The 22799-nt window shown below is 37.1% G+C and carries 26 protein-coding genes and 1 riboswitch; of the genes, 6 read left to right on the forward strand and 20 right to left on the reverse strand.

Annotated elements, in window-relative coordinates; genetic code table 11:
* Positions 1 to 266: 266 nt before the first annotated feature.
* Positions 267 to 686, reverse strand: a complete 420-nt coding sequence (locus CD33_RS00780) for a GNAT family N-acetyltransferase (RefSeq protein WP_036197210.1) — start codon at positions 684 to 686, stop codon at positions 267 to 269.
* 298 nt (positions 687 to 984) lie between these two features.
* On the opposite strand from CD33_RS00780, the gene CD33_RS00785 reads away from it, so the two are divergent.
* Positions 985 to 1632 carry a hypothetical protein gene (locus tag CD33_RS00785; protein WP_036197211.1) on the forward strand — a complete coding sequence of 216 codons (648 nt, stop codon included), beginning with the start codon at positions 985 to 987 and terminating at the stop codon, positions 1630 to 1632.
* Positions 1633 to 1832: 200 nt separating this feature from the next.
* Here the strand turns inward: CD33_RS00785 and CD33_RS19325 are convergent, their stop codons facing one another.
* The 8 genes from CD33_RS19325 to CD33_RS00825 all read right to left on the reverse strand — a co-directional run bounded on the left by CD33_RS19325 (position 1833) and on the right by CD33_RS00825 (position 7419).
* Positions 1833 to 2291: a hypothetical protein gene (locus CD33_RS19325; RefSeq protein ID WP_052129865.1), complete on the reverse strand. Its 459-nt coding sequence runs from the start codon at positions 2289 to 2291 to the stop codon at positions 1833 to 1835.
* A 187-nt stretch (positions 2292 to 2478) separates the two neighbouring features.
* Positions 2479 to 3381: a DUF2268 domain-containing putative Zn-dependent protease gene (locus tag CD33_RS00795; protein WP_036197247.1), complete on the reverse strand. Its 903-nt coding sequence runs from the start codon at positions 3379 to 3381 to the stop codon at positions 2479 to 2481.
* A 204-nt stretch (positions 3382 to 3585) separates the two neighbouring features.
* Positions 3586 to 3759, reverse strand: coding sequence for a hypothetical protein (locus tag CD33_RS00800; RefSeq protein WP_036197214.1), 174 nt, complete (start codon positions 3757 to 3759; stop codon positions 3586 to 3588).
* A 185-nt stretch (positions 3760 to 3944) separates the two neighbouring features.
* Entirely contained in the window at positions 3945 to 4520 is a 576-nt protein-coding gene (locus CD33_RS00805) for a DUF2812 domain-containing protein (RefSeq protein WP_036197215.1), read from the reverse strand.
* On the reverse strand, positions 4507 to 4824 hold the full coding sequence (locus CD33_RS00810) for a PadR family transcriptional regulator (RefSeq protein ID WP_036197217.1): 318 nt from the start codon (positions 4822 to 4824) through the stop codon (positions 4507 to 4509). The genes CD33_RS00805 and CD33_RS00810 overlap by 14 nt, the downstream gene beginning before the upstream one ends.
* A gap of 215 nt (positions 4825 to 5039) precedes the next feature.
* Positions 5040 to 5423 carry a hypothetical protein gene (locus CD33_RS00815; protein ID WP_036197218.1) on the reverse strand — a complete coding sequence of 128 codons (384 nt, stop codon included), beginning with the start codon at positions 5421 to 5423 and terminating at the stop codon, positions 5040 to 5042.
* A gap of 1052 nt (positions 5424 to 6475) precedes the next feature.
* Entirely contained in the window at positions 6476 to 6784 is a 309-nt protein-coding gene (locus tag CD33_RS00820; RefSeq protein ID WP_036197220.1) for a DUF3243 family protein, read from the reverse strand.
* 440 nt (positions 6785 to 7224) lie between these two features.
* Entirely contained in the window at positions 7225 to 7419 is a 195-nt protein-coding gene (locus CD33_RS00825) for a hypothetical protein (RefSeq protein ID WP_036197222.1), read from the reverse strand.
* Positions 7420 to 7618: 199 nt separating this feature from the next.
* On the opposite strand from CD33_RS00825, the gene CD33_RS00830 reads away from it, so the two are divergent.
* From CD33_RS00830 to CD33_RS00840, 3 genes are read left to right on the forward strand one after another with little or no spacing between them, the layout of a single operon-like run.
* The gene (locus CD33_RS00830) at positions 7619 to 8962 is read left to right on the forward strand and encodes a spore germination protein (protein ID WP_036197224.1); all 1344 of its coding nucleotides are present in this window, start codon (positions 7619 to 7621) and stop codon (positions 8960 to 8962) included.
* Complete coding sequence (locus tag CD33_RS00835; protein ID WP_036197227.1) at positions 8959 to 10074, forward strand: GerAB/ArcD/ProY family transporter; 1116 nt, start codon at positions 8959 to 8961, stop codon at positions 10072 to 10074. The genes CD33_RS00830 and CD33_RS00835 overlap by 4 nt, the downstream gene beginning before the upstream one ends.
* Positions 10049 to 11173 carry a Ger(x)C family spore germination protein gene (locus CD33_RS00840; protein ID WP_036197230.1) on the forward strand — a complete coding sequence of 375 codons (1125 nt, stop codon included), beginning with the start codon at positions 10049 to 10051 and terminating at the stop codon, positions 11171 to 11173. The genes CD33_RS00835 and CD33_RS00840 overlap by 26 nt, the downstream gene beginning before the upstream one ends.
* Positions 11174 to 11386: 213 nt before the next feature.
* On the opposite strand, the gene CD33_RS00845 is transcribed toward CD33_RS00840, so the two are convergent.
* The 6 genes from CD33_RS00845 to CD33_RS00870 all read right to left on the reverse strand — a co-directional run bounded on the left by CD33_RS00845 (position 11387) and on the right by CD33_RS00870 (position 16894).
* Complete coding sequence (locus tag CD33_RS00845; RefSeq protein WP_036197231.1) at positions 11387 to 13036, reverse strand: pyridoxal phosphate-dependent decarboxylase family protein; 1650 nt, start codon at positions 13034 to 13036, stop codon at positions 11387 to 11389.
* A gap of 214 nt (positions 13037 to 13250) precedes the next feature.
* On the reverse strand, positions 13251 to 14402 hold the full coding sequence (locus tag CD33_RS00850; protein ID WP_052129868.1) for a methyl-accepting chemotaxis protein: 1152 nt from the start codon (positions 14400 to 14402) through the stop codon (positions 13251 to 13253).
* Positions 14403 to 14465: 63 nt separating this feature from the next.
* Positions 14466 to 15176 (reverse strand): hypothetical protein, encoded by a 711-nt coding sequence (locus tag CD33_RS00855; protein ID WP_036197233.1) that lies wholly within the window; start codon positions 15174 to 15176, stop codon positions 14466 to 14468.
* 50 nt (positions 15177 to 15226) lie between these two features.
* Complete coding sequence (locus tag CD33_RS00860) at positions 15227 to 15595, reverse strand: hypothetical protein (protein ID WP_036197234.1); 369 nt, start codon at positions 15593 to 15595, stop codon at positions 15227 to 15229.
* Positions 15596 to 15723: 128 nt separating this feature from the next.
* A riboswitch (cyclic di-GMP riboswitch) is annotated at positions 15724 to 15810 on the reverse strand.
* 303 nt (positions 15811 to 16113) lie between these two features.
* Positions 16114 to 16467 carry a DUF4260 domain-containing protein gene (locus tag CD33_RS00865; protein ID WP_036197236.1) on the reverse strand — a complete coding sequence of 118 codons (354 nt, stop codon included), beginning with the start codon at positions 16465 to 16467 and terminating at the stop codon, positions 16114 to 16116.
* Entirely contained in the window at positions 16454 to 16894 is a 441-nt protein-coding gene (locus CD33_RS00870) for a MerR family transcriptional regulator (protein WP_036197237.1), read from the reverse strand. Before CD33_RS00870 ends, CD33_RS00865 begins: the two co-directional genes overlap by 14 nt.
* Before the next feature lie 357 nt (positions 16895 to 17251).
* Here CD33_RS00870 and CD33_RS00875 point away from each other — a divergent pair, with 357 nt between their 5' ends.
* The gene (locus tag CD33_RS00875; protein ID WP_036197240.1) at positions 17252 to 18259 is read left to right on the forward strand and encodes a DUF3231 family protein; all 1008 of its coding nucleotides are present in this window, start codon (positions 17252 to 17254) and stop codon (positions 18257 to 18259) included.
* 34 nt (positions 18260 to 18293) lie between these two features.
* The gene (locus CD33_RS00880; protein WP_036197252.1) at positions 18294 to 18752 is read left to right on the forward strand and encodes a hypothetical protein; all 459 of its coding nucleotides are present in this window, start codon (positions 18294 to 18296) and stop codon (positions 18750 to 18752) included.
* A gap of 326 nt (positions 18753 to 19078) precedes the next feature.
* Here the strand turns inward: CD33_RS00880 and CD33_RS00885 are convergent, their stop codons facing one another.
* The 5 genes from CD33_RS00885 to CD33_RS00905 form a co-directional block, all read right to left on the reverse strand.
* Positions 19079 to 19309 carry a hypothetical protein gene (locus CD33_RS00885; protein WP_036197241.1) on the reverse strand — a complete coding sequence of 77 codons (231 nt, stop codon included), beginning with the start codon at positions 19307 to 19309 and terminating at the stop codon, positions 19079 to 19081.
* A 132-nt stretch (positions 19310 to 19441) separates the two neighbouring features.
* Entirely contained in the window at positions 19442 to 19891 is a 450-nt protein-coding gene (locus tag CD33_RS00890; protein ID WP_084591213.1) for an NUDIX hydrolase, read from the reverse strand.
* A gap of 230 nt (positions 19892 to 20121) precedes the next feature.
* Positions 20122 to 20943, reverse strand: coding sequence for an MBL fold metallo-hydrolase (locus tag CD33_RS00895; RefSeq protein WP_036197242.1), 822 nt, complete (start codon positions 20941 to 20943; stop codon positions 20122 to 20124).
* Positions 20944 to 21738: 795 nt separating this feature from the next.
* Entirely contained in the window at positions 21739 to 21942 is a 204-nt protein-coding gene (locus CD33_RS00900) for a hypothetical protein (RefSeq protein WP_036197243.1), read from the reverse strand.
* Between the two features lie 215 nt (positions 21943 to 22157).
* Positions 22158 to 22664 carry a GNAT family N-acetyltransferase gene (locus CD33_RS00905; RefSeq protein WP_036197245.1) on the reverse strand — a complete coding sequence of 169 codons (507 nt, stop codon included), beginning with the start codon at positions 22662 to 22664 and terminating at the stop codon, positions 22158 to 22160.
* Positions 22665 to 22799 lie beyond the last annotated feature (135 nt).

The raw sequence follows: 22799 nt of genomic DNA on the forward strand, positions 1-22799 counted from the left end.
CATTGTGTTACTATCCCTGCTCAAATACCTTAGACGAAAAACAAAATTCTATTCTCAATCTGAGAAAGAACAAAAATAATTCTTTATTATCATAACAGATATATGATGTAATAGCAATACACGACCCCTAATTCTAATAAAAGTATCAAAACTGTTTCAATTTACTTTTGAAAACCCTTCTTTGTTCAACAATTTGGCCCTTAATGGAAAACAAACGAGCGCTGAATCTTATTACAGAATGGCGCATGGTTGTTGAACAAGGAAAACTACTCTAAGTATTCATCACTTAGCATAGGATTTAAATACCTTCCCATTCCAGTTTTCAGCTTTTTAAATCCTAGTTTTCGATAAAACCCTTCATTACCGGTTGTTGATATTAAATGTACACACGAAACATTACTTAGCTTATTGAGTAAAAAATCCATAATTTTTTTAGCTATTCCTTGTCTTTGAAAATCTCGATGAACCACTACGTCATAAATGGCTGCATTAAAAACACCATCTGTGATTCCTCTACCAATACCAATTATTTTACCATCGACTGTAACCAATGCTATGACATTACTCGCTTCAAATACTTGCCTGATTACCTCATTTGTATGCTTCGTCCACCCTACAGAAGCATACACTTCCTTCATCTCATCGATATTTGCAACTGCATAATCACTATGAATCTTTATATCCATATTTACCCCCTATAAGAATTATTTATAATTAACGTAATTTCTTATATTCTTACAGCACTATCACTACACTATAGTTGTACGCTCTTATCTATATTTCAACATAACTACCCATTCTCCTTTTAAGTTGTTATTCAACAATCTGGCCCTATAACCGAAAAAGACCCTTTCCTTCATATTCAAGGAAAGCGCCTGATTGTGGAATAAGAATGACATTCGTATGCTCCTAAAATTCCCTTTAATTAGAGTACTATTATTTTCAAAAATTACATATACTGCCTATTAATATATAGGAGGTATTATGAAGAAATTTATTTTAATTGTTGTCTTTTCATTTATTTTAGCAGGTATTTTCACCTTTATAAATCAACCTCAAGCAGAAACTGTTAATCGCCCATCAGATAAAGAAACAAGTAATTTATTTGAAAGTCTTCAAAATGAGTTATATGAAATATATGATATAGGTGCATTTAAAACTGCCTCAAACCCTAACTATACAATAAACGAAATCATTATACCGATTAACGGAAGTCAAGAATACTACGATTCAGTAAAAGACGAAGTTGAATCACTTGTTAAAAATATAATTAAAACAACATCGTTTAAAAATTACTCAGTTATAGTAGAAAAAAATAAACTTGACCAATTCTTTAATGAAAAAGCCAAAGACGAAATGGATTTACGTTACGAAATTACCAAAACAGTACACGATAGTTTATATGAAGCTTATCAAAATCAAATTGGAGATATAGGTATAACTGATTCAGCTCAGCAGCTAATTATTGAGGTTAACACTTTTTTTAATGGACAAGAATCTAATGATTTTTTTAAAGAAATGGAAAATAAATTAAATATTATTTTTCAAGAAAAGTTATCTTCAAATTTACTTGTAAAGGAAAGTTCTATTACTATCCATATTTATAATAAATATGGAGAAAGAATAAACTAATAAAAAGAGCATCTATTTTATAATAGGTGTTCTTTTTAACTGAAACATTCTCTTAAAATAAGTATTTACTTCTTCAACAATCTAACCCTTTAACTGAAAAAGACCCTTTCCTTCTTATTCAAGGAAAGCGCCTGATTGTTGAAGATTATAATTCACTTTGAGAACAATTTTTCATAAATTCTTTAGAGGCTTGCGGATTTCTACATAAAACTTGGATCTGCTCCAAACCAAGTTTGAATATCATTTTCTTCTGTACACGGTTGAATCCAACAAACTCCGAAACTAAACTTCCTATCTGCCGTATTATGAAATGTTACATATTGAATCCCATTATTTAAATAATCTCCACTAAAGTCTATATACTCTGGATAATCTGTAAATTCCCAATCTACTCCAATTGTGAGTTTTATATCTTTTTTGTAAAAAGATATTGCTTCAAGCCTTTCACCACTCTCAATGACACCCTCTACATTAAGTGAAGGTATACAGCATGTAATTTCTTGATGCTTATAATCATTTCGGTATTCATACTGGATTAAGAACCTGCCTTTTATATCCGAATTAGGAAAATGTAAATCATTAACTAACTTTATAGCAGTAAAATCAACTCCCTCATTATTGACATATACTTTAATATTGCCTAACGGAGTGACTAGCATGATATCGCCTACTTATTTAGATTTCACACCCTTATATCTTCTACCAAGAGATGTTTAAAACCTGCCTACTCACCATTGTTAACAAAACGATTATCCATTTTTCCTAAATTTGGAATTCAACAATCAGAACGGAAAGGCACAATTCCTCTACAAGAATCGGCCCTGATTCTTGGAAATACTTTCAATTTTACTTTGTAAACAAGCCACATCCATGGATTATTTCATCAGTGGTAGCCAAAGTTGCTTCATAGATTGTCTTATTGTGCTTTTGCATGTAGGACTGAACAGCCTCGTAGCCAACTGCATAGCCGGCGCAGAAAGGAAGCCCTACAGGTTGATAACCCTCTTGTGATGCGATTTCATCACCAAACATATAGCTGCTCACTTCTGCAAACCCCTTTACGTCAAGGGCTTCACCAATCACTTCCGTTGAATACGCCAATTCTTCTTTATCCATGCCGTTAACCCAAGGCCCTAGTTGCTCCATGCCGTATAATTCCTGTGCAAAGGACTCGGCCAAACCTTCTATAACTAGATAATCTCCGACTGTCACGTTCCCATGATCCCATTCAAAATAAGAAAAACGAATGTTATGGTGAAACTCATGAGCAATGACTGCGGGAAGTTTCGGTAAATTATAATCATTGGGATAGATATTTACCGTAATGAACCCAGGAATCCCTCCGAACCCTGTATAGCCCATCTGCCGCTTCAACTTATCTGGATCGGCAATATACAATCCCAACTTTACTTCCTCCGCGTTTACTTTCAATCCCCGCTCACTAGCTTGTGCTATGCAATTTTTAATCGTATTATCCGCTACCGTATAGGCATTATTTTCTCTTAAGATGCTTAACCCCTTTTGGATCAGTCCACTGTCGGCAACATCTGCATAACCAAGCATTTTTGTAGCCATTATCACATCATACCCATTTTCTTGTTTCGCTTTCATGGGAACATTGATGAAATTCCACATCTCGTTTAATGGTTTCATCATTGTATACCGAAAATAATTTTTTCTTTCCTCCAAACTTGTAATCCCCAGTAATTCCTCGTATTGATTGAATGTGTCGATTACTTTATAGCTCATACCCATTTAAATCACCTTTTTTCGCAAATAGTTTTAGAATCTCTGTTATTTAAACTAAGGTATTACGCTACGGTAATGTCAATTGGATTTGTGAAAAGAAAATCGGTATCTCTTATCCTCGGTTCAAATTGCTGCTTATTCTGCAATCAGGCCATATAACCGAAAATGGCACAATTTCTTTCGAGGAATTGCGCCATCTATATCTTAAATTTTCATTTCCTTTGAACAGTCTTTACAAATAAATTTGCCTTCCAGATTCAAAAAAGCTTTGATTTCCGTAAAACCTTTTCGTTTCGGATAGCGCATTTGTATAAACACTTCTTCATCCCCTTGGATTTCTTTATCGCACTTCATACATTTTGGAGTTATTAGTGTCATTTCATCGCCGCCTCCCCTTCAAGTTTTAATCCATGAGCTGGTGCTGTAACTTTTCAAAGAATGGTTCCAATCACCAGATTGGTAATTTTGCCCTCAAACTCTTAAAGAATGAATGATGAGGATAAAACATTGCCTTAAAGAATTAAGTGGTTCCCCTATCAAAATCAACCGTCTCTTCCCAGCGTTTATTTCTCTTTCAGCATTGTATACTTTCGATAAGCTTTATAGTAAGTGCTGCTGAAAACGACAACGAGAATCGCAGGGGACAACTTCAGGAGGACAAATGGAGTTTCAAATAAAAATGCCTTCCAGAACAATGAACCTTCCATATCCCAAAGACCTTTAAAGTATAACTCCGAAAATCCCGTATCTTTATAGAGCATGAAGGAAAAAAACAAACACAGCATGCCCAACATAAGGGAATATCCCATTAACCGGTTATAGTAACTGCCCTTTGATTGGCGGTCCGAAAAGAGTTCGTCTTGACCGTCTTCTTCTTTTTGCCAGTATCGCAATCCGCCCAGCCAGCCCCCTTTTATATAGTGCCATCCAAAATCTTCATAGATCCCTTTGTATTCTTCGAACTGATTTTTTGATAAATGCTCTTGATAATCGAGTCGCATCACGTATCTTTTGTCCGTTTTTTCGAAACTGTAGATTCCCCATCCGCTAATATTTGTACAGCGATAGCCTTTTTGCAATTGCCCGTTCAGCCATTGCTCCTCTTTTTCAATATTGAAAAATAAATTAAACTTCTTCATTTGGCTCACTTCCTTCATACAATGATAAAATATGCGATAGCCTTTCCTGCTCCACTTTCAAGATGTCTCTACCTTCTGCCGTGATCTCATAAATTTTTCTCCGTCCCGCATCACCAACACATTCAATCCAGCCATGTTTATTCAAGTTCTCAATCGCACCATACAATGTACCAGCCGCCAAAATGACCGACCCTTTGCTCATTTCTTCTATCTTTTGCATTGCGGCATAGCCATGGAGCGGTTCACGCAGTGCCAATAAAATATAATGCATCGTTTCAGACAACGGCAGTAATTTATGTTTCATTGTTCCACCTCTATTCAGTTCGACTATATAGTTCAACTTTATATTTAATTTAATACAGTTCAACTGAATAGTCAACCTTTTCCTGGAAATTAATCAAAGGAATAAATAAATGCCAAAAAGTAGATTTCCTTTGAGTTGGGAGATCGATTTTCTGTGTAATAGTTGAAAATAGGCACACCTCCTTCAAGGAGATGTGCCCTACTATCGTTTCAACACTATTGAACAAACAACAACTTATTATTTTTGATTGCATAATCCCCATATTCCCTTGAGAGGACAACTGTTTTCACTGCCTGTTTCCCATCGGCAAATACTAATAAAAAGCGGTTCTCGATTACTTCAATACCGCCACTATCCCCCTTGAATTGAATACCCATTGCATCCTCGATGATTTCATTTGTTGTATAGGGGCCGAATGCGCTGACCGCATCCCATTCGAAATCCGTCATCGTGGTTAAATCAATTTGCTTTGCCCCTTGCTCCAACAAAGCGTGGATATCCTTACTTAGCACCGTATCCTGACTCGCCCGGTTCCCAAAGTAACCAACAAACAAGACGACAATCGCTATTAATAACGCGATATAGAGTATTTTCTTCACAGATGCACCTCCTACAATATTTCGAAACCCCAGTCCACAGAAAAGACGCGATATGTATCTTTTAGTTGCAGGGGAGCATAAATCAAAGATATCTACAAAAAGAAGGACTACTTATGCGATCCTACTGAACAAATTTGCGTTCATGCCAGTTGTTTTGTCACTTTGCGGGCTCTTTTGGGTCAAATCTGCGTTGATAGCCACTTGTTCTGTCACTATCTGGGCTCTTTTGAGACAAATCTGCTTTCATAGCCAATTGTTCTGTCACCATCTGGGCTCTATTGAGACATATCTGCTTTCATAGCCACTTGTTCTGTCACCATCCGGACTCTATCGAGACAAATCTTCGTTCATAGCCACTTCTACTGTCACCATCCGGGCTCTATTAAGACAAATCTTCGTTCTTAGCCAATTGTTCTGTCACCATCCGAGCTCTATCGAGACAAATCTGCCTTGATAGCCAATTAATTTGTCACCATCCGGGCTCCATTGAGACAAAACTGCGTTCATAGCCAATTATTCTGTCACCATCCGAGCTCTATTAAGACAAATCCGCATTGATAGCCACTTCTACTGTCTCCATCGGGGCTCTATTAAGACAAATCTTCGTTCTTAGCCAATTATTCTGTCACCATCCGAGCTCTATTGAGACAAATCTGCATTGATAGCCACTTCTGCTGTCTCCATCGGGGCTCTATTAAGACAAATCCGCATTGATAGCCACTTCTACTGTCTCCATCGGGGCTCTATTAAGACAAATCTGCATTGATAGCCACTTTTTTTGTCACCATCCGGGCTCTATTAAGACAAATCTTCGTTCTTAGCCAATTGTTCTGTCACCATCCAGGCTCTATTAAGACAAATCTGCGTTGATTGCCACTTCTACTGTCACCATCCGGGCTCAAATTTGGAAATCCTTTGTCGCATCAGGGTTATTGAGTGCCATACTTCATTGAATGAGTTCAGATATAGTAAAAAAACCATCTCCTCTCCAAAGTATCACGTACTTGGAGAAGGGATGGTTTTTTCGATTTTTCATTTAAACTAGTTGATACCTATTTTTGTACCATTCGTAGAAGGGCGTGAGCGATTGCATTTTTTTCCTGCCCATCTTCCGCCGCTTTCCATAGTTCCTTCAATACTTTTTCTTCACTATTGCGAGGTTCTTCCGATTTTGCAAGATAATCCGCAACTTTTACAGCTGCTTTGGCAAGCATTTCTTCACTTAAGCCTAATTTTTCGCCTTTGGAAACTTGCTCGCTTAAGTAGTTTTTAAAGTCCGTGAAACTTTCCAGGATTTGATCCTTTTCCGCTTGCGATAGGTCCTTTAACTGGTTCTCTACTTTTTTGATATCTTCCGCCATGATAATTCCTCCTTTAGTAAGTATTGCTGGAACACTTATTCTATTCCCCGGTAATTTATATATAATCTAGTTAGATATGTTTATGTCTTTTCCATTAATTTACTCAACTTTAACGAAAAGATATCGAAGGATACCTAGTGGTAGTGTGGTGTCCTTTCTAAGCCGTGTATCTAGTTGAATAATGGGAAATTTATAGAGGTCTGCCAATAACACCATTCGAAAGGATTTCGTCATCCTTCTCATGAATTAATTAATCAAACAAATCGTACACTTCGGAATTCAAAAGCAGCACCTCTGTTCCATCGTATACATTGCCAAGGGGTATTTGTAATCTTTCTTCATCCCCTTCAGGTATTGTCGTAACGGGTGCAGATGGAAGGACGATTTCACCGTCAAAACTAATGGAGACCAGTGACTCTGCCGATTTCCAGATAAAGGATTTATCCTTTGATTAAAGTTGCCACATCATTTTCCACTTTGAAAATCAGGAAGTCCTCATCTTCTTCCACGCATTGTCTTTCATATCTCATTTCCTTGTCGTTCAACATTTCAAAATAATTTGTTTCCTCATTTAGTTCAAAAACTGGGCATTCGTCAAATCTGACATCACCAATATAGATTGCTCTCAATTTCATCCAATGCGATTCCCCTTTTTATGCAGATATTCTTCTTTTCATTTTACCTTAAATAAAGTGCCCTGTGGCGATCTCCCAGCGAACGGTATAAACATTTATATTGTTGCAAAACGATATGGTTCCGTTGCTATTTTATGAATCAACGCACAATTATTGGATATGCTAAATAGTATCCTTACTAGAAGATCGGGGAATATACATGTCTTCAATGGAAACGATTAAGTGGATTAACGAACAGCTGAAACCTACGAATGAATTCATCCAAAAAAACTTGGACTATGAAAATAAACATATCTTGTTATTTTATTTGAAATCGGTTGTTGATTCCGACATGCTTCAGAATTTAATCATCACACCCTTCTTCGACATGAAATCCGAAGAACAACTTCGTTTATATGTGCAGGCACTGCCGCAGTTTCAGGAAGTTCAATCAAAAGAACAAATAAGGCAAGAACTTTTGAACGGCAACGTCCTCGCATTCATTCAAGACGAACTCTATTTGCTTGATTTCAGGTTATCAAACAACGATAAAGTCAATCAAACGAATGTCGAGACGACGATCCATGGTTCCCAATTGGCCTTAAGCGATAATCTCATGACGAACATCAACCTGATCCGGACCAACTATCACCAGTCTTCTTTATCCATTGAATATCTTGATAAAGGTGAAGTGAATCAACAAAAAGTCGCGATCATTTACGATCAAGAGAAGGTTAAGAGTGATGTGTTGGATATCATTCGAACAAGACTTCAGAAAGTCGATAAGCAGGTCATTACCTCGACGACTCAATTGAATAATTATTTAAATGATAAGAAATTCTCGCTCTTTCCACAAATGATCATGACTGAACGACCGGACCGGATCATCTACAATTTGGCTGGCGGCAAGGTGGTCTTATTGGTTGATGGCAACCCGCAAGCGGTGGCGACACCGGTAGTTTTTTTCGATTTCATGACGACGATGGAAGATAATTATCATACCGTCTTGATTTCATTCTTTCTAAGAATTCTCCGGTATGCCGGATTGATTCTTAGCCTTCTTCTTCCTTCCCTCTACGTCGGGGCTACCTCCTATACTCCGGAGGTATTCCGGACCGAACTGGCTCTGACGGTGGCTGGAAGCCGGGTGGGCGTACCATTCTCTTCTTTTATCGAAGTGCTATTTATGCTGTTTTTTATGGAATTATTACTGGAAGCGAGTATCCGTCTTCCCAAGGCAGTCAGTGCCACAGCGACTACCGTTGGAGGACTGATTTTGGGAACCGCCGTGACGGAAGCGTCTCTTGCCTCCAATATCATGGTCATTATCGTATCGGCGGTGGCGATATCCACCTTTGTCATCCCGGTCAATGAAATGGCGTTTTCCATAAGGGTGTTACGCTTATTATTGATACTGGTGACAAGTTTATTTGGTTTGGCGGGTTTGGTGCTTGGATTTTTCGCCTTGATTATGTATTTGGTCAATCTGGATAGTTTCGGGGAACCTTACTTGAAATTATATACTGTATCGAAAAACAAGAAACGTTCGGAGGGGAAAGCATGAGCCGATATTATTACTACTTGATCTTGATCAATATGGTAGCCAATGTTATTGCTTCCGTCCCGGCCATTCTCTTGCAATTCCATAAACAAGGATCCGTGTCTTCCATGATACTGGCGGCGATAATCGGAACTATTCTCATAACCATTTACACACGTTTTTTTAATGCGTTCCCCGGTATGACCCTGCCGGATTTACTAAAAAAGACGACTGCCAAATGGTTTTACAATCCATTCATCTTGCTTTTGGCCTTGGTATGGTTCATCGCCGGACTGATAACACTGGTAACTTTCGCCTTCCTCCTAATCCGGTTTGTAACGCCCGAAATGCCCATTATCCAAATTGGTTCGACCATCATTCTTTCTGTTATCTTCGGCTGCCTGATGAGAAGTGAACGTGTATTATATACGATTGAGCTAGTGACACTGATTACATTTCCATTAACCATCTTTATTTTTTACAAGGCCTATACGAGCGATAATTTAAATTGGGACTTTGTAAAGGATGCGGCTCTATATGTGAACCAGATGCCCAATCTCAATTCGTTCGGGGCCTGTTTATTCTTGTTTCTCGGGGTTGTCAATCTATTTATATTTAACCGCTTCTTTACAGAAAAACAAAGCTTCAAATGGAAGCATGCCGCGTTGATCGGTGTTATCTCGACGATGACTTTATTTACGACTTACTTTATCCCGATAGGCTTTCACGGTTTCGAGAACATTGATGAACTCGTTTACCCATGGATTTCAACAAGTGATTCTATAAGGATGGAATTTTTTATAATTGAACGGGTTCTCTTTGTGTTTATACTGTTCTATCTCGGAATCGCCTTCTTAAGCATCTTGATTCATTGGCATGTATCAATGGAATTTTTAAAATTTGTATTCCATTTGGAAAAAATCAAATTTAGAGGACTTACAGTCGGTACAGTTATACCGCTTCCTTTTTTTATAGGTATTTCTTTATATTTTTTGCGCGAACTTAACGAATATCAATTATTCCGCATTTCGGGCCTATTTTATGACTCTTTAATTTTCTTCTTCTCGCTAATAACCATTTTGCTTTTCTTTATAAAAAGGAGGATGAAAAATGCCAGACAAGCAAAAGAATACTAAGTTATTCCTCCTCCTACTAGTACCCATCATCACCTTGCTTGCCGGTTGTGAATTTAAGGATATCGATAAAAACGTATTTGTCTCGATAATCGGCATCGACAAATCGGATGACGAAGACAAGCCATACAAAATCACTTTGAAATTATACGTACCAACCAGTTCTTTCAAACAGTCCCCGGAACCCGAATATGCTTATCTTTCGCAAAATGGCGAGACATTGTCTGAAGCCATCCGCATGCTCGAAAGCTATTCAGACAAAGAACTGGAATTTGGACATTCGAAGCTGATTGTCATAGGAGAAGAGCTTCTAAAGGAACAGAAAGTAAGTGAAATATTGGATTTCTTGTTAAGAAGACCGGATATCCAAATGATCTCCTGGATTGCGGTTGGAAGGCCGTCTGCAGAAGAAATAGTCAAAATGGTTTCTCAAGGGGAAAATGCAGCTTACCCCGCTTTATTCAACTACTTTGAGGATATCGGAACAGAAAGCCAATATATCGTAACGACTTTTTTGTTCGATTTCAGAAGAAGACTGACAGAGGACGGAATCGATCCGGTATTGCCGATTATCGAAGGAAAAAAGAAAAAAAAGCACTTTGAAATCAATAAGGCTTATGTACTGGTCAATAAAAAAGAACCGTATGAACTCTCATCGCTCTATACCCAAACATTCAATATACTTTCCATGAATGCATCAGTTGCCGATCTTTCCACCAAAAGAGAAGGACAACAATTTGTAGCAAGAATTGATTCGATCAACTCCAAATTCAAAGTAATTGTCAAAAAGAACAATAAAATCGAACTGGACATGGATACAAGTTTAGTCGGCTATATATCGGAATCGAAAAATCAATTGAAAACGGAAGATTTATCCTACTACAGCCGACTGTTTGAAGCGGAAGGGGAAAAATTTTTCACCGATTTTTTGACTGAAATGATGAATATTGGGGCGGATCCTCTCGGTTTCGGAGTTGATTATAATTCGCGCATTTTGCATAACAAACGCATGAGTGCCGAAGAATGGAATGAAGCATACAAAAATGCGGAAATTAAATTGAAGGTTCATGCTGATTTAAAGAGTACTGGGATAATTCAGTGATTGTTGGAAAAGGCACCCTACTCACATTCAGATGATGATCGAAGGCTTGGATAAGAGACCAGGCGTTATCTATTAGCTCATTTAACATTAGGGAAGAAAATCGGATCACCCTTTATCTCCTCTTATTTCATTGTTACTTATAAAAAAGGTGCTTTTCTGAAATGAGAAAAGCACCTTTCTTCAACTAGTATTGCATGCCTACCAAGCGTATTTTTAGGATTTTACCAATAGATGCTCACCGCTTCTTGTTTTCATAAAAAATTCCAAGTGTTCTTTCAGGAATCCAACATAACGGACGACCTCTTCAACTGTCGAGTATGGCGATATCGCGAAAAATTTATGTGCATATAGGGATATGCGGTTATTCCCGTTTGTTGTATCGACAAGGCGCTGTTTTCTCGTATTGCCATAAAAAACAGTATCTCGATCGATGCCGAGGATTTCTGCTAAGTCGTCATTAAATTGGTTATTTTCCGTCACTTCTTCCACGGTCAAGCGTCCGTTCAATTCCTCATCCCATTTATTCTTACCAGGGTAAAAACGGAATGTCGTTATCGGTGAAACGTCATTTGTGACCGCCACATTCGATATTTCCTTCGTTAACGTCTCCCTGAATTTAAGATTGACGCGAATATAGTTGGCCAATAGTTCCTGATAACCTTCGATTCCGAAAGCCAGTAAGGAAGCATAAATGGACAAGGCACTTCCCATCCGCGAGCATTCGAGCGTATAGCCTGTATGATAGCTGCCATATCCTCTGTTCCCTACATATGGCGTTTCTTCTGCATCCAAGTCGACATATTTCAAGTTTTCCCTATTTTTAATTAAAAACAGGCTCGTTATATATGGAGTTTGTCCTAGTTTATGGAAGTCAAAGACCATACTATCCGCCAGCTTGATCTGTTCAAATTTCTTTTGGTAGGATTTCAATACTTCCATCACATCTTCCTCGAATTGCAGTGGATTGCTCTCGAAATTGTAATGATTAAAGAATGTATACATCCCTCCCATCGCAGAGTCTGCATGGATATAGATCGGGTATGTGCCATAAGTGTGTTCGACGTCATCGGCAATGCTTTTAATTCCCTTAATGTCATCCACCCCGAATGTGTCCGTCGTTCCCATTGTGGCAAGGATATAAAGTGGAACTCCTCCATTAGCAATCACCTGCTCGATCTTTTCTTGCAAATCTTCCAGGTTCATGGAATGATCGGCATTCGCTTTTACGCGAATCAAGTTTTCCACACCAAGCCCCGATGCCTCTACAGATTTATAGAGACTGTAGTGTGAGAGCTCAGAACAGAAGCAATAAAGATTTTGCGGTATCCCCTTTTGGTTGGAAGATGGTGCGTAACGGGCAATGGCAAGTCTCAGTGAGTTGAAGACAGCCCCTTGCCCTCCCCATGTTGTGTATCCCGCACTGATGTTTTCATCGTAGCCGATCAGTTTGGACAGCATAGCCGTTACTTCGACTTCCGCCGTCGCCGCTGCCGGCCCCTCCACATCCCATAGATTATTTCCATTGACCAGCACCATGACTAAATTGCCGATAATACTGGCGATATTCGGAAGGGGCGCTGCATTGGCGACGTAGTTTCGATTGACGTACCGATGTCCTTCCACCAATGTTAGAAGCTGTTGAACCACTTTCTCCATGGGCACACCTGCTTCAGGGATAGCAGCCTTTTGAATGACACGGTTGTAGTAATCCTCCGTATAGTCAGGCATTTCTCCAAGCGTCAGCTTGTCCGGATCTTTCAATTCATCGATTTCCGTTAAAATCGTTTTAAAGTAGGATAGCAATTCTTCTCTTTGAACGTCATTCCCATCCATACTAGGAAATAATTTTTGTATTTCCTTCATGTTGTTACCTCCTTGATGATTATGGCCATGCCTTTATAAATTTCTTCGTGTATCTCAAACATATTTTACTATTTTTTACAGGTAAATACTCTGCCTATTTTCATTTGGACAGGTTTGCCCGCATAAAAATAAAACTTCCCACAAGTTGAATCAACCTATGGGAAGCCCCTTTATTTATATAGCCCGCTACCATGAGCTTGGCATTTGAACCACTTTAGCTTTTTACCGTTTCCTCATGATTCAAGGCAAATAGGTTTACACCATCTTTAAGTTCGATAAGTTTTTTTGCTTCCTGAACAAGTTTTTGCATCGTCAACAACTCGTCATCATTGATTTCGATCAGTTCTTCGAACATTTCAACAGATTCGCGGGAGATTGCCGCGATTTCCACAATTGTTGCCATTATTTGCTGAGTTGCAGATGATAATTCTTCCGTACTTGCTGAGGAATTTTCATTGTTCTCGGCAATGATTTTTGTCGTAGCCAGGATTTTTTCGAACATGTCCCCAACTTCGACAATCGTATTGTTTGTATCGCTGAATTCTTCAGTCCCTTGTTTCATGGACTTCACAACGATTTCGGTTTCTTCTTGTATGTTTTTCACGATATTTGAAACTTCGGACGAAGATTGACGTGTTTGTTCAGCCAATTTCCGGACTTCATCTGCCACAACCGCGAAGCCTTTACCATGTTCACCGGCACGGGCAGCTTCAATCGCCGCATTCAACGCCAATAAATTAATTTGTTCAGAAATTTCCGTAATCACTTTTACAATCAAACCGATTTCGCGGGACTTTTCCCCAAGAGTATTGATTGCATCAAATGTTGTATTGACCGTATGATTAAACTGCTCCATTTTCACCAAGGAGTTTTTCAGTTTCTCGTTTCCTTCTTCCGTCATTTCCAACGTCGCGTTCGATTGTTCCGAAATTTGGCTTGATCTCACGGATAAATCATCGATGGCATGGGACATTTCTTCCATCGATGCGGCGCTTTCTTCTGTAGCGATCAATTGCTTCTCCAACCCTCTGCCTACTTCGTCAATCGCCGCTCGGACAATATCCGCTTTCTCGGAGGCATATTCACCGATTTCCGCGAGGTTTACCCCTTTATCTTGTACATTTTTTGAAAATGAGAAAAACTTTTCCCTTACGTCGCCTAAAAATGTAATCAGTTGGTTAAAAGCAGTATTATCCGCACTTTTTCCATCAATTTTGTCTATCATGTTCCCTGCCGATATTTCTTTCATTGCACTCATGATTTCTTTGTTAAATTGTGGATGGCGTTTTAGTGAAAAGTACCTGTAAGCAAAATACACTGAAACCCCCAGTAAAATCACAATAATTCCTATCAAAATAGCTTCCATATTGAATTGTTCCCCTAACTCCTATTGATTATTGAATTCCGCAATTATGAATATTTTATTAGTTTACAGTTCTCTGATAATTATATATGTTCCATCAGCTATGCTTTCAGGAATGCCATTCAACTTGTCGTTTTCCTGATATTTATGAACAATATAATTTCCTTCTGAATCGATATACTTTTTCATCTGATGATATTTTTCCATCACCCGCAACGATTTCGGGTTTGTCGCTTCTCCTAAAACCGCCTTCAACCCTTGTGCCGAGGCCTTTTCAATCAATCGATTCCCAAGTTGCTGGATAATTTCATGACGGTCATGTTCAGCTATCACTCCCAGCATGAATAGGTGCAAAAACTCCCCATTTTCGATGTCTTTTCCGTACCGCTTTTTGTAATCTTCCATGAAACGCTTATCTACATCCTCGAGAACATGCAAAATGACATTCATATCATAGAATGAACCTTCAAAAACATCTTCCCCGATAATCTCCGGGGCATTTGTATCGCCGGCTAGAACACCCAAAACATTGTTGTCGATATCCAGGGCGACTGCGCAATATCCCTGATCAACCGTTGCGTCCAAATATTCCTTCGTAAACTGATAGAAATCTTCATAACGAAGATTTAATTCGCCCACCATCGGTTCCTGAACCCATTTTTCCGAAACATCCACCCCGATGAATGTACGGGCAAGGCACTCAGCCGCTTTCTGAACCATGTCCGGTTGTTCCTTCGTTATAATTTCATATGTATATAACTCTTGTGTTGTTTGCACTGATGATCTTCCTTTCAAAGTTTAATGTAATTGGCTTATCTATTATTTCTTTAAATTGATTGACTTGCTTTGTCGATGAAAGTGCCCGTGAAATCGATACGTTGAAGGGCATTCCGGATTTGCACTTGCGCAATTTTGGATGAAGGTTTTACGACCAGGACATCTTTGAAGCCCAGGCTCGAGTAAAATTGCATCGTTTGCTCCAACTGCGGAACAACCTTCGACGGTACAGGTGTTTGGTGCGTGCCATCGACAACAAACGTATACTCGCGTCGGTTCACTTTATTGATGGTTTCTTGCAAATCGACCATATAACCTTCTGCATCTTCCTCTCTCATCAACCCTCTTACCTGTACTTGAACTTGCTTGGCCCCTTCATTAATGGCCATTTTGTACTTCTTTTTGTCTACGACGATCATCTTATAAACTCCTTTGCGTTTAGTTGCTTACTTTATTGATATTGTTTGTATTTTTCATTTCTAATGCGTAATAAAAAAGCTATCCCGAAAGTTGCAGAAGGATAGCCAAATAATGTTTTATGATTATTTTTGGCGACCCGACTATCATTATCCAGGAGGATTTTAGACTCGTAGTTTTGCGTCCTCACCTTTCAGTAAGTTTGCCTTTTTCAGTTATGAAATTTAGTACTAATCTCACGCTATTATATTACTATTACATTATAAATGACTTGTAGTTTTTTGTCGAACTGGGATTTATCCCTTTTTCTACATATATATAAGCCTACTATCTTTATACATAGAAAAGCCTATTTTACTAGAGATACTATTTGTAGGTACTTTATATCGGAATACATTACGCAAATTTTAATACGTAAGAAAAATAAAAAAGCATTCCACAAGTTTGGTGAACTTCCGGAATGCTTTTTTATTTTACAATCTTTGAACTAAGGCATTTTCCAAAAAAATTGGAACACCACTCAATCAATTTTCTGCAGATGCGTTTCCTTGAAAGCATTGTTGTACTTTAGTCCGAAACCCATCGAACGATCTAAATAAATATGGGCTAGCCAGATAATGACAAGCATCAATAGGCTGGAAGATTCAGTAAGAAACGCCAATACGAGTAAAATCGCAGGGACAATTAAACTATGCCCGAAGTTATAAACAATAGCACCTATTTTATTGTTAAAAAGATAGCCGAGCATGGTAATGTCGGGAACTAATAACAGCAGTATAAATAGCAGAATGGAGTACTCCAGGTGTATGTAGAATAAAAGGCAAATAATAAATCCAATAGCGTATTCGATAGATATCAATTTACGAAGGGACATCCTCTGTCATGCCTCCTTCCAACTTTTGATACATTTCTTCTACTAGTCGTTCAAACGTATCTTTGTTTTCATAATATTTCATGTCCTCCAGTAAACCAACTACTGTTTGCAGCGCTTGAACGGCCATGGTGAAAAAATCGATTCTTGTTTCCAGATTCGAGATTTTGTTGTGGAACAAGTTAACCGAATCCGCATTGCACTCACTGGAAATTTCTCTATTGCCCAATAACAACAACATTTTAATTTCCTGCAATGAAAACTTTAATTGCTTCAGGACAAGTATAAACTTAATATTTTTTTCACATGTTTCATCATAAAAACGATAGCCATTTTGTAGCCGAGTCGGCAATAGCATCCCTTCTTTTTCATAATACCGGACAGTATCGGTCGTTAATTTGTACTTTGAAGCAAATTCCTTAATGTGCATTACTGCATCCCTCCCAAGAATATCCTATCATTGGAGTGCACTCCAAGGTCAAGCTACGTAAACTAGCTGGCCATATCAGGAATAAAGATGGATTTCTAATGAGGCAAAGACGCTTTATTGGGGGAAATCTTATTCAGCTTAAGCTCTGTTTGGCTTACAAGTTTAATTTTTAAGATTTGCTATTTCCTATAGGCGTATTTAATAAAGCTAAAAAAAACCGCTTTTCGAACAGATTTCTTTTAGTTTCATTACTTTTGAGATAGGAACCACATATGAAATCTTTAATTTTTATTTTTATCATGTATACATTTTTACTGATTATCAAATAATAAGTTATCTGATTTCTGGAGGGATTATATGCAGGGAGATTTAAATTCAAGATTAACAGCTTCTGAAATTTCGGTAATTTGGAGTAGTTGTGTGAACAACAGTTTTTCAATTTGTGTCCTACAATACTTCCTGGCAAATGTTGATGATGAAGATATTAAGTCTGTTTTGGAATGTGCACTCGATGTATCACAAAAAAACTTAGAGATGAGCGAAGAAATACTAAAGAAAGATGATCGGCGAATTCCGGTTGGTTTTACGAATGAAGATGTAAGTCCAACAGCTCCGCGTCTATATTCTGATGCATTTTATCTATATTATCTTAAAAATATGGCTAAGATTAGTTTATCAGTTTATGGTGTGGCTTTGGCCACTGCCGCACAGCCCGGTGTACGTGATTTCTTAAGTCAAGCTATACAAACTTCCACGCAACTTTATAATAACACCGCTAACATTTTGTTATCAAAGGGGTTATTTGTAAAACCTCCTTATGTCTCAACTTCTAATGAAATTGATTTTATCGACAAGAAAAGTTATTTAGGTGGCGTATTAAATTTAAATAACAGACCTTTAAATGTCATAGAGATTACTCATATTGAAGCAAATATTGAAGCCAATACAGTGGGGGAAATCCTTTTGGCCGGTCTTTCCCAAGTAGCAAAGTCAAAGAAAGTTCGTGAATATTGTTACAGAGGTTCAGAGATAGCAAAGAAACATATTCAAGTTTTTGCATCACTGTTAACGGGTGATAACCTTCCTGCCCCAATGCCCTGGGATCTTGAAGTAACAGACTCTACTATCTCACCCTTCTCGGACAAATTTATCATGTTCCATACATCAATGTTAATACAATCCAGTATTTCAAACTACGCAACAGCTTCAGCGGCAAGTTTACGAAATGATATCTCTACATCATATGTTCGTCTAACAGCAGAAAGTGCCCAATATGCCAAGGATGGTATTAACCTTATGATTAAAAACGAATGGATGGAACAGCCTCCACAAATTCCAAACCATAAAGGATTAGCAAAGGAATAGTGTGCTAAAGTATCACGGAGAGCAGGTTAAAGGTGTGAACAAAAGTTCAATTGAAAAATTGCTCTGGTCATTAGCCTTACCGGGATTTGGGCAACTTTTGAATCAAAGGTATGTAAAAGGTATAACTTTAATCTTTTTAGAACTCTTGATAAATGTACAATCTAACTTAAACACGGTAATCCTTTTAAGCTTTCAAGGGGATATTCCTTCTGCTATCAATGAAGCCAACTATCAGTGGCTTATGTTTTATCCATGCTTATACTTTTTTTCGATGTGGGACGCGTTTAAAGATGCGGGTGGAGGAAAAGACCCATTTTCTTTTCTTCCATTCGTATTTTCAGCTTATTTAGTTACTATCGGTACAATTTATTCTGCAAAAATGACAATTTTCGGTGTATTATTCGGGCCAGTTTTCTTACCATTGACATTTGTCCTCCCTGGGGTTTTTATAGGGTTAGTCGTAAAAAGATGCGTCATATCCATAATCAAATAAGAACACAATATATTCTCAGCTATGTTTAAGATAAGATGGGGGTTATTGTGTTCTTTTTAATATTTTTTTAAAAAATATGTTCTTCAACGAACCTGCCTATCTTATTTTAAGCCATTGCTTCACAACCTTCTCTATCTTGAAACAGCAATGGAATTTGTTATTAAGTGTTATACAGGAATGGCCTGCTTTGTTTCATTAGTATTAAGAGATTTGTCATAAACGATAAGAATCCCACCCGATATGTTGAAGATTGATTTCCATCTATGTTCCCCATTATTTTAAGTACACTTTTACAATTTCTTTCGTCAAAATACCAGTAAAACAATTTAGAAATCTTTAATAAGTGCATTCAGTACAAGAACTAAAATCCCTAATACAACACATATCTCCACAAAGGTTTTACCAATTTCACTATTTTTCGTATCATTCAGATCAACCATATCATCATTGTAATCATTCATATGGTCCATATCTTCACTACGCTGGTGTTTTATCTTTCTATATAAGCCTTGAACCTTTTTTTGAATGTAAATCTTATCTCGTTTGTTTTCACTCAAATCCTCTTCCTCCTTTTTAATTGTTTGCTTTAACAAATGCAAAAAGGTATGTCTTAAAAAACAAAAAGAGTTTAGAGAACAAAGTTAATTTTTGTTCCAGATAAAGGACGTTAAATTCTTTGCACGTTCCGTTTAAAGACGAATGGAGCCATATTGATGTCGTCCTTCAAAAAGAAACGCGATTATACTTTCATAATAAGGTATAAATTTTTTTAGTTCGATTAGCTTTAAAATTTCCTCTTTAGAAGCCCACTTCACTGCTTGTACCTCTTCAGTTTGCAACGTCAATTCGTTCAAATTAAAGTCATTTTCAATGAGGTAATAATCATCAAATCCACGGTCAAAACTAATAGTAAATTGTGGACGCATTTCTTCGAAGTTATAATGAATCCCTAACTCCTCTAATAACTCTCTTGAAGCAGCTTGCTGACTTGTGTCGCCTGCAATAGCACTACCACCACAAGTAATATCCCAAAGATTGGACCATCCTTTCTTAAAAGGTTGACGTTGCTGAATAAGCATTTCTCCTTTTGAATTAAATATACACACGTGTACTACTAAATGAAACTCGTCTGAAGACATTTCATCTCCTCGAGTTATTTGTTTCGCTATTTTATTGCGATGCTTATCATATAAGTCCCACTTTCCATTGTTAAACTCCTTATATAATTTTAGTGTAACTAGCCTTTTATTATACTGTAAAATAATTTAACAAAAGTGAATTTTACGAAAATTATAAGGACCTCAAGGTAAAGAGAATAGGTAAAACCAGTTGTCTCCTTGTGACTGCCACCTTTCAAAACAATTAATATTTATGTTTCAAAAAGTTTATTTTCTAACGCTGCAATGTATCGGGCTGCCGAAATTTGAAGACGTTCTTTAGCATCCTTTTCTATTACTCGATGGAATGCGTCAATTAACTTTTCGAAGTTAATAGAATCCATTTGACTTGCAATTCGTTTCACAACATTCGTTGGCAATGGAATAAAGTTTGGATAACTATACATAAAAGTTACCCATTTGCGATCTGCCACTACACGAATGATATCTCCAACAAATAAGGTGCCCTCTTTTTTATTATTTTGCCATTCTAAAACTGTGGCTCCTTTAAAATGCCCTCCTACCCGATGTAATACGATCCCTTCTTTTAAAACCAATTCTTCGCCTGTCCAAAAGACGATATGCTCACTTGGTCTCGTTACCCATTCTTTATCATCTTCATGAATATAGATTGGTGCGTCAAATGCTTCTGCCCACTCCACTTGGCTAGAGTAGTAATGCGGATGAGATAATGCAATTGCATGAATACCACCTAATTCTTTAATAGTAGTAATAGTTTCCGCATCAATATAGGTAATACAATCCCATAACAAATTAAAATGGCTATGCTGAACTAAGTAAGCAGTCTGTCCGATACCGAAAGTAGGTACCGTTTTAATACTATGTAACCCAGCTTCTTCTATAGTAATCACATTTTTATACTGACCAGACGCCACTAAATCATCTAATGTTGTCCATTTTTGCCCGTTTACACTAACGTATTGTCTCTCTTCGGTACAGATCTTACATTCACTTGGTTCAACAATAGATTTTTCATATTGAACTCCACACGTTTCACAAACATAATAATTCATCACGAACCAAACTCCCTAATTTTAATTTTTTCGTTTGCCTATTTACTATCACAGCTTTAAATATTATGTAAAACAGAATGCCAATGTTTCTATCAGAGCTTTGTTCCGGACATATATAAGTCTACTAAACTACGCTTTTCATAGAACACTTCGTTTAATAACTCTTCTTGATTTAAATATATCAAATTTTATTTGGAAAAAATTTCATACTTAAGAATGAGTTTTTTAAAATCTTTAGTGTAGGTAGTAGATTTTTAATTAAAATGGTTACGCCGCAATTTAGCTCTTTAATGAAGTACTTCCCTTATTCCAAGGAAGCGACTGATTGTCGGACATCATTGTTCAGCTAAAGCACCAATCAATAAGAATAAAATCCATTAGTTATTCACTGATTTTACTTTTTTATATGAAAAATAATTGTATATGAAATCGAATATGGAAACGATATAGGCTGAACCAGCAAAAAATAATATAGTGGAATCGAAACTGTAATAAATGAAGTCTTGTAAGTGCAGATAAAGCAACCAAATAGATGTAATGACGAAAAGAGAAATATCGTAAGCGATACTAAGTGGGCGTTTAATGTTTTTTAGAGCAAAATTAAAAACGATAATTCTAAAAAAAATAAATAGGAATAAACAATAAAAATAAGCGGTGGTAACATAAACGATCGAGGGCTGTATCGATTCTGGTATCGTGGGCATCAGCATAAACCCCTTTGATTAAAGTTTTATAGTAGATCAGGAAAACGAGATCTTCTTAATGAAAAATCGCTGAATTAAGGATAAATCTTTATTATTTCATGCTTTTATCTTGATTCAGAATTTTAATAATTTCAGTAAGTCTTTCGTTTCTATCTTTATCTAATTTTGTTTTTTCTTTCGTGAACTTAACTACTTTAATTACAAAATAGAACGCCAAAACGATAAGAACTAAATAAAAAATTATAGGTAAAAAAGTGAAAAGAAAAAAGATGTCGGCTGGCGATGTGTGATCCATACTAATCCTCCAAGAAAAAATATTATTTTGTATTTATTAAATAAATATAACCATATAATTCCAAACCCCTCTTCCCATTTTAGCATAAATATCCAAACTGGTTATTCAACGTTATTCTGATATGATCTGATTGCTGAAAAAGGTACCATTCTCTACAGGAATTGCGCACGATTGTTTAAGATAAGGCTCTCGTTAGCTTAATAATAAGTTTTTAACTATTTTGCTTTCCATTCCATTAAAAGTAGATTGTTGTTAAGATCTTTGATTCTCTTAAAACCACATTTTTTATAGCTCGATATTGCTCTGACATTACTACTTTTCACCTCTAATAAAACCTTGGAGGCACCTTTCATCCAAAGGAAATCCAACATCATTTGTATCATTTTGGTTCCTAACCCTTTACCCCATAGTTCAGGTTCTCCTATAAATTGATCTAGTCCATAGATATTATGGTTTTCTAGGTAGCCGTACTTTTTCAACTCAGTTTCTTGAATCTCATAATATTGTATATAACCAATTGATTCATTATTGTATTCAACTATACAAGGAGTAACATAGTGTTTACCTTCTATCCTTGGACCGTATTTATTTATCACTCTATCTAAATTTGAAGGCGGTTCTTCATAAAATTCCAGCACCCTCTGGTCATTCAGCCATTTTACCATTAAATCAAAATCACCATAGTTCATAAGTCGAATATGCAGTTCTTTGTCTAAAATCAATTCTTCCCCCCATCCATCATTGACCTTTTAGAAAGCATTACACATTACTAAGGCTCTATTTATAAAGAAAGGGCCTCATTCATGTTCCAGAAGGTACTGCACCCCAAAAGTTAGAGTAAAAAAACTAACTTTTGG

This window comes from Ureibacillus sinduriensis BLB-1 = JCM 15800 (assembly GCF_000772955.1).
Taxonomy (GTDB): Bacteria; Bacillota; Bacilli; order Bacillales_A; family Planococcaceae; genus Ureibacillus; species Ureibacillus sinduriensis.